Source organism: Tenacibaculum aiptasiae, from assembly GCF_965221665.1.
GTDB classification, from domain to species: Bacteria; Bacteroidota; Bacteroidia; order Flavobacteriales; family Flavobacteriaceae; genus Polaribacter; species Polaribacter aiptasiae.
The window spans coordinates 818808-831702 of sequence record NZ_CBDCSN010000002.1; the positions used below are offsets into that span (position 1 = coordinate 818808).

Consider the following 12895-nt stretch of genomic DNA (forward strand, 5'->3'; position numbering starts at 1 on the left):
TAATCCCTTTTTAATAAGTACCCTTTTGTTTTACTATTCCTTTAGAAGGAATTAAAAAGAATACTTTGAAATATTAATCTTCTTTTCTTATGTATTTATATGGTGTTATTTTTTAATTCCCTTTCTAAAACTTCTAATCCTTTTTTAGTAGCTATAGCTCGTATATGATATTCTAATACTTCGTACTCAACTTTCATTAATTCATCCATTCTTTCTCCGTAATAATCGCTATCAAAAATTCCGAATATTAATGTGAAATAGAAGTTTGTTACTAATTCCTTTTTTATTTCTGGTCTGTATAAACCTTGCTCAATCCCTTTTTCTAAATTATCACTATTGCAATCTCTGAACATACACACTTCTCTTTCTATAAGATTTGTATACGATTCTGGATAATACTTTTTTAATTGAAACATTGGTGAGGTTTTCGCATTTTTAAACATTTCTTTAAAAACCTTCTTTACAGCAAATTCTTCTTCAATTGCATTATACTTTTGTTCTTTTATTAACATAATAGTATCGTCAATTGCTTTCTGAACTGCTTCTATAGAAGCATCTACCAAATCTGATTTGTTTGAAAAATACTTATATAGCGTCTTCTTTGATATTGCCAAATCACCAGCAATATCGTCCATCGTTACACTTTTGAACCCATAGTTCAAAAACATTTGCCCTGCCTTTTCTAATATTTTATCTCTCATAATTCTGGGCAAAGGTACGTCAGGAAACTTTAGAAACAAAAAAAGTTTCCAGAGTTTTAAAGATTTTTTAACATTCTCTTAAGTATAGAATTTAAGTTTACCTTATTTTTACAAAAAATTTTAGATTTGGACATATTACAATATCAATCAGACTTTTTAACTTATTTAGAATCTCAAAAAATTGTTAGAGAACCAAAGAATCTTTACGAACCAATAGACTATATACTTCAACTAGGCGGTAAAAGAATTCGTCCTATTCTTACTCTTATTGCCTCTGATATTTTTTCGGGAAACTTTTCACAAGCTATGCCCGCTGCATTAGCTGTTGAAGTCTTTCATAATTTTACTTTAGTTCATGACGATATTATGGACGATGCACCTCTAAGGAGAGGAAACGAAACTGTTCATGAAAAATGGGATATTAATACAGGAATTTTATCTGGAGATGCTATGCTAATTTTAGCATATCAGTATTTTGAGAACTATCCTCCTGCTATTTTCCAAAAATTAGCTCAACTTTTTAGTAAAACCGCTCTTGAAGTTTGTGACGGACAACAATTAGATGTTGATTTTGAAACTAGAAACGATGTTACTATTGAAGAATACATCAAAATGATTACTCTAAAAACCTCTGTTTTAGTTGCTGCTGCCTTAAAAATGGGAGCTATTGTTGCTGAAGCTGATGAAGAACAGGCACAACATTTATATAACTATGGTTTAAATTTAGGTATTGCCTTTCAATTACAAGACGATTATTTAGACACCTACGGTGATCCTAAAACTTTTGGTAAACAAGTTGGTGGAGATATCATTGAAAACAAGAAAACTTTTCTTTATTTGAAAGCTTTAGAAGTAGCAAATAACGATGATAAGCAGAAACTTTTTGCTCTTTATAACGAAAATCAAGAAAATATTTCAGAAAAAATAAAGACGGTTACTAGTATTTTTTCTGACAATGACATTCCTAAACACACTCACGAACTTATTGAGTATTACACTAATAAGTCTTTTGAATGTTTAACTCACTTAAACATTAGTGAGGATGCTAAAGAGGGCTTACGTATGTTTGGTGAAAATTTAATGAACAGAAAAGTGTAAAAAATTGCATTTTATTCAAAAAAGTTTTTATTTTTGCATCCCAATTTAACCGGTCCTATAGCTCAGTTGGTTAGAGCACCTGACTCATAATCAGGGGGTCCATGGTTCGAGCCCATGTGGGACCACCTTTAAAGCTTCACTTTTAGTGAAGCTTTTTTGTTTTTAAGTGTAAAACAAACAATAATTCACCTTACTTTTCCTTTTATAGAATAAGATTTATTTAACACTCTTTTATTTCTGTATTTATTAAATTGGTTGCCCTAAACACACAATTACCTTACACAAATTCTTTTATGAGAATATTTTTTTCATCTTTTTTAATTCTATGGACATTAAATCAAGCCATAGCACAAAATGCAACAAAAACACATAAAGACTCACTAAATACCATAATCCAGAAATACTATGATTTAAACCTAAAAGTATTTCAAGCCAATTCAAAAATTGAAGATGTCAATAAAATTTTTGAACTTTTCTCTGACGATTTCACCTATATACATCCAAAATACGGAGGTACCTATACCCGTGAAGATTTATACAATGGATATGTTAGAAACCAAAAAAATGGTGGCTATAGAGGAGAAGAAACTGCTGTGAAAATTGTAAATAAAATAATTGGTTTAAACGCTGCAGTTATTCAAAGAAGCTATGTTATTAACAAAAATGGTAAACTTAAAGATGAAGAACCTAAAATGACGCTTTTTGAATTTAAAAAAGGAAAAATTTTTAGAATATTTGAATATTGGTAATTACACCCCAAAAAACAAAACCACTATATATTTAACAATAAATTTTATGAAAAAACTACAAGAAAAATCTAGTCGTAGAGACTTTATTAAAAAATCATCTTTATTTACTCTCGGAGCAGGAAGTTTGTTAAGTTTTCCTCAAGATATCTCAGCAGCTCCCTTAATGGGAAGCACAAACGACATTAATGTTATTGGACCTAAAAAAGGCTTTACCCCTCAAATAGGAACGCTTGTTTCTATGATGGACTGGATGCGAATGGTAATCTTAATGCCTGTAAGAGAAATGAGTGTAAGCGATTTAGATTATTTAGTTGATGATAATGCAAACTCAATCGGAGCTATGCTATGGCATTTAGCTGCTACAGAAAGGTTTTATCAAATCCATACTTTTGAAGGAAGAGAATGGGGTGATTGGGATCAAGAGGATAAGGATAATTGGAGTATTGCTTCAGGACTTGGAGACAAAGCCCGTAAAAAAATTAAAGGAAACAATTTAGAATTCTATCTTGAAAAGCTAGAAAAAGTAAGAGAACACACCCTTAAAGAATTTGCAAAACGAGACGATGATTGGCTAATGAAAGTAGATAAAAATTGGCCATGGGGACCTACAAATAATTACTGCAAATGGTTCCACGTATGTGAACACGAATCAAACCACAACGGACAATTTAAGTTTATAAAAAAACGTCTTCCATCTAGTAAGAAAAACTAAAAATGAACAAAACACTACTCATACTATTATTCTCCTTAATCACTTTTTTTTCTTGTAAAACAGAAAAAACAACAGAGATTATTGTTATTGGTGCTTTACACAATCCTGAGCCTAATTTTAATTCAGAAATTCTATTCAATATATTAGAAGATGTAAAACCTGATTTTATATTGCGAGAATTAGATTCTGCTGCATTTACTCCTGATTTTAGACATAAAGTTGATTTAAAAAGCAATGAAGGAATGGCCTCGGAAATGTATGCTGAAAAATACCCAAACACTAAGTTAAGACCTTATGAATTTGAAGGAAGAAATCAATACCGAATTAATATCGGTTCGCGTCCAACAGATAAATTTACCACAAAACTTTTAGATAGTTTAAACAGGGCTGGTTTATTATCTGAATCGGAAGCTAAAATTCATAACAAATACAAAGCACTTATTTTACCTTTAATTGATTTAGCTGCAAAACCTCCTGAAAACTTCAACAATTCTAAAACGGATAGTATTTGTGCAGAAAGACAATATTATCAATATCAGATGCTGAAAAAAATCACAAATAATAGAGAAGAATTTGCTACACATTTTCACACTAAACCTAATGGAGAAAAAATTAGTTATAGAGATGGATATAAATTGGCTGGTGATTTTTGGGATTTAAGAAATCAAACGATGGCTAAAAATATTATGCGAATTTCTGAACAAAACCAAGGAAAGAGAATTGTTGTTCTATGTGGTTTTATGCATAGATATTATATTTTAAGTGAATTGAAAAGACTAACTCAGAACAAAAATATCGTCTTGAAAGAATACTACGATTTATAAAAATACTTTTTATTTTTTCAGTAGAGAGTTAACAACCAAACAAGCACAACACACACAAAGCTTTACTAGAAATAGTAAAGCTTTTTTGATATGTAGTTAAGACAAATAAGAAATCATCCCATACTTAAAAGCTCACACCTTCCATATACAACTCATAACCAATCACTTTAGTCAAAACTGTCACTAAAGTTTATAAACGTTAAAAACTTTAACACTTTTTTTTAGCTAAATATGTTTTTTCTGAACAGGATAAAGAATACATTTGCAATCTATTTTTATTTAATCTAAATAAATGAAGAGAGTATTTTCCCTTATATTAATGCTCATAGCAATTAATATTACCGCTCAGAAATTAGTAAAAGGTAAGGTAATAGATACCTTTAGTAAAGAACCTTTAATTGGAGTAACCATTGTTAATGAAAACAAAAAAACTGGTGCTTCTACAGATTTAAATGGTGAGTTTAAAATAATAGCTACATCAAAATTGTCATTTAGTTATATTGGCTATAAGACAAAAACCTTAAACATATCCGATAAAAAAAATCCTTTAGTTATACAATTAGAACCTCAAGCTGAAATGTTAAATGAGGTTGAAGTAATTGCAAAGAAAAACATTAATGATATTGATTTACGTAAGGCTACAGGAGCCATTTCCACAGTTAAATCGCAAAAAATAATAAATAGGCCCACTGTTAATGCACTACAACCTCTACAAGGTCAAGTAGCTGGTTTAACTATAAAAGCTAGTGGTGAGTTAGGTAAACCTTTAAAGATTAGGATTAGAGGAACTTCAACATTACCTATAAAAACACCAACCAATAGTCAATTAACTGATGAACAACGAGAATTATTAGACAATAAAGCCAACCAACCCTTGTTTGTACTGGATGGGCAAATAATTTCAGCTGATGCTTTTGCTACTTTAAATGTAAATGATATTGAAGAAATAAAAGTATTAAAAGATGCAGCCGCTAATGCATTATACGGAGTGAAAGCTTCTAATGGAGTTATAGAAATTACAAGTAAGCGTGGTATTAATGGTAAAACTCAATATGCATTTAATTTCCAACAAGGTGTTACTTTTAAAGGTAAACCTAATAGATCTATGATGGGAACTGAAGAGAAATTAGAGTTCGAACGTTTATCTAAAAATCAAGCTACTCCTGGTTACTACTTATCAGAAGAATATATTAGACAAACATTTAGTGGTGATCCAAATATTAATCAGTTAGTAGCTGAAGGGCAGCGAAAACTAGATTCTATAAAAAAAATTAACACAAATTGGTTTAATGAATTAACTCGTGTTAGCACTTATCAATCATACAATATCAGTACACGTGGCGGAAACGAATCTAGCAAGTTTTATGTTTCTGGTAATTTCTCTAAACACGGTGGAAAATTTGATGGAAACGAAATTGATCGATTTACTGGTAGATTAAATTATGAATACAATGTTTCAAAAAACATCTATTCAATGTTTAATGCTGGTTTTGGTATATCTGAAAGCACAACGCCACATGGATCTAACTTCTCTCCTACTAATTTGATTTATGTTTTAAATCCCTATGAACAAAAAAATGCTGGAAAGTTAATTTCTCATAGAGGATATACATTTCAAGAATTAATTAATCAATATACCAGAACATCTAAAGACAGACGTTTTAATTTTTCATCTAACATAACCGCCAAACTATCAAAAAACTTAAACATTGCAACCATTGTTGGTGTTGATTACGTATTAAGTGAAAACCTATCTATAATTCCTCCCGACAATTATTCACAAATAATAAAAGGAGTTCCTGTACATGAACGAGGTGAAGCAAACAAAACTAAAATAGTTAACACTAATTTAAACACTAATACACGTTTAAATTACGACTTAAACTTTGGCAAACATCATCTTTCTTTTAGTGCCAATATGGATTATTTTAAATCAACCAATGATTTTATAGGTATTAGTGGACATGGTTTACCGAGTAAATTACTTTCAGGCGCAGGTATAAACAATAATTTAACTGGAACAAATAGAGCCAGAACATCTTCTTCTAAAGTACAAGAAGCCACTTTAGGTTATGGTTTTTCAACTTTATATGAATGGAATAATAAAATAGACATTTATGGTAGTTATAAAAGAGACGCTTCTTCTCTTTTACCAAGCGACAAACGTTGGAATACATTTTGGGCAACAGGTATTGGTTATACTTTAAGTAATGAATCTTTTTTAAAAGGCAATTCTTGGCTAAATAGGTTAAAATTTAGAGCTAGTTATGGTAAAACTGCTAGTTTAGCTGGTATAACACCATCTTTAGCAATACCAACTTTTAGTTACGGAACAGATGCTTATTTAGGAATTCGTGATTTTTCATTGGTAAATTTATTTAATGAAGATTTACGACCAGAAGAAAACACCTCTATAAACTTTGGAGTTGATTTGCGATTATTTGACACTTTTAATTTAACAGCAGAAGTATATCACAGAAGAACAAGAGACATGTTACTTACTGTATCAATACCTCCTTCTAACGGTTTTACACATCAGTTAAAAAACGTTGGAGTTATGGATAACGAAGGGATAGAAATAACTTTAAATACTACTCCTATAAAAAACAGCACTTTTCACTGGAATACTTCTGCTACTTTTTCTTACAACAGAAACAAAGTAATTGATTTATATGACGGCCCTACTCTTAACGTAACCGATAAACAACATGGTTACTTATATCCAGATTATGAAGTAGGGAAATCAACTGATATTATTTATGGTTTAGTATACCTAGGAGTTAACCCAGCTGATGGACATCCTTTATTCCAAAGAAAAGATGGTAGTAGTTTTGATGGCAATACCGAAAGACCCAATAAGGAAGACTTTATTGTAATGGGTAGATCTACCCCTCCTTTTACAGGTGGTTGGTTTCATAACTTAAGTTATAAAAACTGGCAATTAGGAATAGATATTTACTACAATTTTGGCGGTAAAGCAATACATACTAATAGAAGTAAAGTATACAATCAAGAAGATGTACATAAAAACCTTAATGCTGGACAATTACAACATACATGGTTTAATGTTGGAGATGTAAATAAAATTTATCCAACATTAAATTTACACACCAATAAGTATAGCGAATTAATTGACTTAGCAAATACACAAAATATTAGTAGTACTGACTTTATTAGACTTAACAACATCATGCTACGCTACAACTTTGACAATCAGACTCTTCAAAAAATAAGTAAAGGACTTATTAAAAATTGGGGAATGTATACTCAAGTTAGCAATATATACACATGGACAAATTTCGGAGGAGGTGATCCTGAATCTGGGAACTTACAAGGTTCATCACAACCTATATTAACCTTCGGAACCAACATTACTTTTTAAGCTTAAATAAAATTAAAAATGAAAAAATCAATTTACTTATTACTATTTATAGTAAACATAGCATGTAGCTTGGATTTACCTGTTGAAGATCAAATAACCGGTTTAGACGCTATTGATAATGTGGCTACCGCAAACGAAAGTTTATCGGGTATTTATAAAGCCTTTCCTAATGAAAGAGTAAATTTTTCAAAACTATCGGACGATTTATATCCAAACCATACTATTGATGATAATTTATCAAGCTTCAATTTATACAAATGGAATTCGCAACAATTAGTTTTTTTATCAAATTCTTTATGGACTGCTTATTACAGTGTAAATGCTAAAGCAAACATATTACTTAGTAGAATCCCTTTAATACAGACTTCAAGTACTGATGATTCTAATTTATTAAAATACATTGAAGCACAAGCGCTATGTTTAAAAGCATATGCCTATTTTGAACTTATTCAATTATACTGTACAAACTACAACGCTAACAATTTAGGAATTGTTTTAAAAGACGATATAGCTTCTGCTGAACTTCCAAGAAGCACACAAGAAGACAGTTATTTAGCCGTTGAAAAATTATTATTGAAAGCCATTGATTTATTTCCAGAAGAAAATAGTTCGAATCTGCGTTTTTCAAAAAACAGCGCTAAAGGATTATTAGCCAAACTATATTTTAACTGGAAAAAATACCAAAAAGCCATTGATTTAAGTACAGAAATAATAGTAAACCTACCTTTGGAGAGTGATGATTTAAATACCGTTTGGTTAGCTCCAAACAATAACAATGAAGCTTTACTAACATTTGATGGAGAAAACTTTTATTATAGTTCTATTTATGACGATACAGAAAACAACGATGAATTTTACGCTAACTTCTCTGTAAACTTAGATACAAATGATACTCGTTTAGCTAATACTTTTATTAATGAAGATTTCAGATTAGTTAACAACACTATCATAAAAGTAAATTTTCTAAAAAAATACAGAAATAATGTAGTAGAAGAACTCAACACGTCAACAGTTGTACTTAGAACAGCTGAATTATACTATATAAAAGCTCAAAGTTTAGTAGCCTTAAACAAAGAAACTGAAGCAAGAGAAACTATAAATAATCTTTTAACAATTAGAAAAGCACCTCCTATTACAAGTTCTGGAATTGCTTTTTTAAATGATCTTTTAAAGGACAAACAAAAGGAATTTATAGGAGAAGGAAATCGTTATTTCGATTTAAAACAACAAGCAATAGAATTGCCAAGAGTAAACGAAACCAACAATAGCAATTTATTTACTATACAACCTGACGATTACAGATGGTTATTACCAATCCCCCGAAGTGAACTATCGAACAACAAAGCCATTCAAAATCAACAAAACCCGAATTGGTAATTAATAAATAAAGTAAAACTAAATAAACAATTATGAGAATTTTAAAATCACTATTTTTTGTACTTATAGCAAGTACCATACTAACATCATGTAGCGATGATGACATCCCTGTTTTTTCAGGTGACGTTAGTGTAACTTTAATTAACAAAGGATCTACAGAAGTAATAGAAGGAGAAGCTGCTACTTTTACATATGATGTAGTTTTAAGTAATGCTTTTAAACAAGATATTACTATTAACTTTGATTTAGATGAGTTAGTGAACTATCCTAATTTATTAAGTATTGAGCCGGTAACAATAATTAAAGATCAAACTAAAGGAGTTTTAACTGTTACTGCCACTAAAAAACCTGATGCAGAAAATGTATTATCAGATGATTTAAACTTAACCTTTAAGATAAAAGATTACCAAGGGATAACCAATAAGTTATATTTAACAACCGATTACGTAGTGAAAGTAAAAGCAGAAGAAGGAATTACGCCTTTAACTGCAGATCAGCAAGTTTTAATTAAACATTATAAAGACCAAGGAATTGATATTTCTATGTGGATTGGTAAAATTCCTGTAGAAGTTGAAGTTGTTACTGCTTCAGGAGGTTACTTACCTGCTTTTGAAAAAACACAAACATTAAAATACACAGGTCTTACTTACATTACTTTAAGTAAAAACGCCACTAAAGAAAAGCCTTTATTAGAAATGTCTAAGAATGCATTTGGCTTATCAGAGTATTTACAATTTGTATTTAGAAATGAAACTATTTTAAATACAGACTACTGGAACAACTCTGGTGTACCAGCTCCTACAGAAGTTTTAAAAGCTTTAGGCGATGAAAAAGTAAACAAGTGGAAAAATAAAGAATATGATTTTAATGTAAAGGTAGACGACTTAGAGTTTAAATCAGGCGGAAAAATAGATTATATTCGTGAAAATAATACTTATGATATTTATGCAAACTTCACAGACCCTAATAGAACCAAAGATTTGGCTGCTGTTGATTTCCAATACGAATTTCCTTTATGGGATGAGTTATTAGCATTAGCAAATGGAAATGCTACATTAACTGAACACATAACAACAGGTGGTTCTGTCTATCCAAATAGCTACATTGGTTACAGTACTATCTTGTCTGATGACTGGGGAGAAGGTAACTGGGTTGCTCCTACTAGTTCATACAACGCAACAGAAATGAACTTTAAATTTAATACAGATCATACGAACTCTGGATCTTATGATATTGTAACTGTTAAGTTCACACAACCTAACTAATAATACATTATAACAAACAATTATTTTCTTAGATGAGCACTTCGAGTCAATTAACCAAACTACTACTTTTATTCATAGAAGTGTTCATCTTCTTATACCTTACTAGTATAAAAACGCACGCTTTCCAACAACAGGAAAGCGTGCTACTTTCTAATAAATTAAAAAACGGAATGGAGTATACCATTCAAAAAAACAAAAGCACTAATGAAACGATATTCTATTTTTTAGTAAAAACAGGTTCTATAAATGAATCTGATAAACAATTAGGTTATGCTCATTTTTTAGAACATATGGCTTTCAATGGAGGAAAGCGTTTTAAAAACGATTCTTTCGTTCAGTATTTAAAATCACAAGGACTACAGATAGGTGTAAATTTTAATGCTACAACAAATTATAATTATACTTTATATGAAATTAATTTTCCTAAAACTATTTCAGAAACTACCCTTAAAAAAGTACTCTATTTTTTTGCTGACATCTTAAGTGATTTATCTTTAAATGAAAAAGATATTCAAACACAGCAAAAAATTGTTTTAGCAGAAAAAGAAGCTGCCGCTAAAGCTGACTCTTTATTTTTTTTTAAGCTTGGAAAATCTAGATATCTTGATAGATTAGCCATTGGAACTACAAAAAGCATACAAGGAATTACTTCAAAAAAACTACAGGAGTACTATAAAAAATGGTACCAACCTCACGCCACTAGACTACTTATTATTGGAGATATAGACCTATCAATTAATAAATCGAAAAAAATAATAGAAAACACATTTTCTTTTATTAAAAACACAAATAAAAGCTCTGTTTCTAAAAACTTTTTTAAAAACTTAAACAATACTGTAGCTATAAATCAATTAAAAAAAACTAAACAGCCTAAACTCATTCTAAACTTGGCTGAAAAACATACCCCTACTTCAAAAACAGAAAGAAAAATAAAAAGCATCTTAAGTAATGTTCTTTCTAAACGATTAGACACTATTCTTTCATCAAAATCAAATCCTATTGTTCGTAATAATTACTTTTTGGGAGATGTACGCTACACTTCGGTTGAGTCTAATTTAACATCAAATCCTTCAACCATATTAACTACAATCTTTACTGAATTGAAACGATTAGCCCTTTTTGGTATTTCTAACAATGAATTAAAAAATTATCTTAAAGAGAATAAACAAAAAAACAACTCTAAGAGTAATCTCTTCCATGCTAACCAATGGCTAGATTTTCAATTAGGCATTAAAAAGAAATCTACAAATTCAACTAAAAAAATTAGCACCTCTACTATAAAAAAAGCAGCTAAAAAGTTATGGAAAAACTCTATTAAAAGAGTTTATATTATAGATTCTTTACATTCTAAAAAGAATATTAGTACTAAAAACTTAGAAAGTATTATACGAAAAGTAAATCGAAAAAAACTAAACGACTATCATTATAAAACTCCTATTAAGAAAATTGAAAAAAAGGAAAAAACTCCTGTTTTAACAACTGAAAAATTAACCCCAAAGCATCCTATAATTAAAAAAGAACATGAAAACTTAGGTATTTTAGAAGTAGAGTATAAAAACGGTATAAAAGTATTCTTAAAACCTATAGATCCAACCGATGAAATTCGCATTCTTGGATACGCTAACGGAGGAACATCAAATATTCCAGATACTCTTTATTACCAATTAGAATCTACAGTTTCATATATAGAATTAGGTGGTATTGGAAATTTAAATTATGAAAATCTAGAAAAATTTTTAGAAAACAAAAACATGGGAACTTCTCAAATTGTTTCAGAAGACAGTCGTGCTATTTATGGTTTCTCATCGCAAAAAGATATTCCTGATTTTTTTAAATTTTTATATTTAAAAATGACAGCTGCTCGTGCTAACGAAAAAGAATTTAAATCGATAGTTTCTGATGAAATTAAAAGTTTATCCCCAATACATGAAAGCCCTTTTGCAATAAAATCTGACTTTAAAATAGCGGAACTCTCAGGCGCTTATCATCCTAATAGAAAAAGTGCCAATTCTGAAAAAGAATTTAAAAAATTAAACCTAAATCAAATGAAAGATTGGTATAACACATGCTTTTCTTTTGCTAATGATTGGCAATTTATTGTAACAGGAAACTTTAAAAATGAAGAAATACTACCTTTAGTTAATACTTATTTTGGTAATCTAAAAAACAACCCTAATCCTATAAAAAACAAACCTTTATTCAATCTTAAAATTATTGATAGTATTTACACTTACAACAAAAAGAGTACAACTATTAATACAGACAATACACAAGTTTATTACTTGCCTTATAAAGCCAATCTTAAAAATAGTTTACTTCTTTCTTTAAGCGAACGCATGCTTCGCGATAAGATTACGTTATTATTAAGAGAAAGCTTAGGTTTTGTATACACGCCACTTATAAGTATTGAAAAAGATATTTTAAACAAACAAGCCATCTTAAAAATAAACTGGCAGTGCAAACCTTCTGTCCTTAAACACTCTAAAAAGAAACTAAAAGAATTGTTATCTAATATTGCAAAAACTACGCTTTCTAAACAAGATTTTAACAGTTATAAACAACAATTATATTTACAGTATAATTTTATTATAAATAGTACCAGTACTCATACGTGGGGATTCAGTTTACATAAAAGCCTATCGAATAAGGTTTCAGTAAATGAACTGAACAACTACAAAAAAACTTTACAGAATATTACTATTAAAGACTTACAGAACTTTTTAAAATCTAACTTTAAAGAATCTAAAAAAAATACTGTCCAAGTTGTAAGCCAACAACCATAAAAAA

Annotated in this window: 9 protein-coding genes and 1 tRNA gene; 9 read left to right on the forward strand and 1 reads right to left on the reverse strand. The window is 29.7% G+C overall.

Annotated elements, in window-relative coordinates:
• Positions 1-95: 95 nt before the first annotated feature.
• Positions 96-701, reverse strand: a complete 606-nt coding sequence (locus ACOQN8_RS04065) for a TetR/AcrR family transcriptional regulator (RefSeq protein ID WP_150899855.1) — start codon at positions 699-701, stop codon at positions 96-98.
• Positions 702-827: 126 nt separating this feature from the next.
• On the opposite strand from ACOQN8_RS04065, the gene ACOQN8_RS04070 reads away from it, so the two are divergent.
• The 9 genes from ACOQN8_RS04070 (at position 828) to ACOQN8_RS04110 (ending at position 12891) form a co-directional block, all read left to right on the forward strand.
• Positions 828-1799, forward strand: coding sequence for a polyprenyl synthetase family protein (locus ACOQN8_RS04070; RefSeq protein ID WP_420551708.1), 972 nt, complete (start codon positions 828-830; stop codon positions 1797-1799).
• Positions 1800-1850: 51 nt separating this feature from the next.
• A tRNA-Ile gene (locus ACOQN8_RS04075) sits at positions 1851-1924 on the forward strand.
• Positions 1925-2092: 168 nt separating this feature from the next.
• Positions 2093-2548, forward strand: a complete 456-nt coding sequence (locus ACOQN8_RS04080; RefSeq protein WP_420551709.1) for a nuclear transport factor 2-like protein — start codon at positions 2093-2095, stop codon at positions 2546-2548.
• A 46-nt stretch (positions 2549-2594) separates the two neighbouring features.
• Positions 2595-3260 carry a DinB family protein gene (locus ACOQN8_RS04085; RefSeq protein WP_420551710.1) on the forward strand — a complete coding sequence of 222 codons (666 nt, stop codon included), beginning with the start codon at positions 2595-2597 and terminating at the stop codon, positions 3258-3260.
• Between the two features lie 2 nt (positions 3261-3262).
• The gene (locus tag ACOQN8_RS04090; protein ID WP_420551711.1) at positions 3263-4084 is read left to right on the forward strand and encodes a hypothetical protein; all 822 of its coding nucleotides are present in this window, start codon (positions 3263-3265) and stop codon (positions 4082-4084) included.
• 292 nt (positions 4085-4376) lie between these two features.
• Positions 4377-7466 (forward strand): SusC/RagA family TonB-linked outer membrane protein, encoded by a 3090-nt coding sequence (locus ACOQN8_RS04095; protein ID WP_420551712.1) that lies wholly within the window; start codon positions 4377-4379, stop codon positions 7464-7466.
• A gap of 18 nt (positions 7467-7484) precedes the next feature.
• Positions 7485-8843, forward strand: a complete 1359-nt coding sequence (locus tag ACOQN8_RS04100; RefSeq protein WP_420551713.1) for a RagB/SusD family nutrient uptake outer membrane protein — start codon at positions 7485-7487, stop codon at positions 8841-8843.
• Between the two features lie 32 nt (positions 8844-8875).
• Positions 8876-10108 carry a DUF4929 family protein gene (locus ACOQN8_RS04105; protein ID WP_420551714.1) on the forward strand — a complete coding sequence of 411 codons (1233 nt, stop codon included), beginning with the start codon at positions 8876-8878 and terminating at the stop codon, positions 10106-10108.
• A 32-nt stretch (positions 10109-10140) separates the two neighbouring features.
• The gene (locus ACOQN8_RS04110; protein WP_420551715.1) at positions 10141-12891 is read left to right on the forward strand and encodes a M16 family metallopeptidase; all 2751 of its coding nucleotides are present in this window, start codon (positions 10141-10143) and stop codon (positions 12889-12891) included.
• Positions 12892-12895: the final 4 nt, after the last annotated feature.

Excerpts from the sequence above, each read along its gene's own strand:
- ACOQN8_RS04065 (WP_150899855.1), bottom strand. The coding sequence starts at position 701 with ATGAGAGATAAAATATTAGAAAAGGCAGGGCAAATGTTTTTGAACTAT.
- ACOQN8_RS04080 (WP_420551709.1), top strand. The coding sequence starts at position 2,093 with ATGAGAATATTTTTTTCATCTTTTTTAATTCTATGGACATTAAATCAA.
- ACOQN8_RS04100 (WP_420551713.1), top strand. The coding sequence starts at position 7,485 with ATGAAAAAATCAATTTACTTATTACTATTTATAGTAAACATAGCATGT.
- ACOQN8_RS04090 (WP_420551711.1), top strand. The coding sequence starts at position 3,263 with ATGAACAAAACACTACTCATACTATTATTCTCCTTAATCACTTTTTTT.
- ACOQN8_RS04095 (WP_420551712.1), top strand. The coding sequence starts at position 4,377 with ATGAAGAGAGTATTTTCCCTTATATTAATGCTCATAGCAATTAATATT.
- ACOQN8_RS04110 (WP_420551715.1), top strand. The coding sequence starts at position 10,141 with ATGAGCACTTCGAGTCAATTAACCAAACTACTACTTTTATTCATAGAA.
- ACOQN8_RS04105 (WP_420551714.1), top strand. The coding sequence starts at position 8,876 with ATGAGAATTTTAAAATCACTATTTTTTGTACTTATAGCAAGTACCATA.
- ACOQN8_RS04085 (WP_420551710.1), top strand. The coding sequence starts at position 2,595 with ATGAAAAAACTACAAGAAAAATCTAGTCGTAGAGACTTTATTAAAAAA.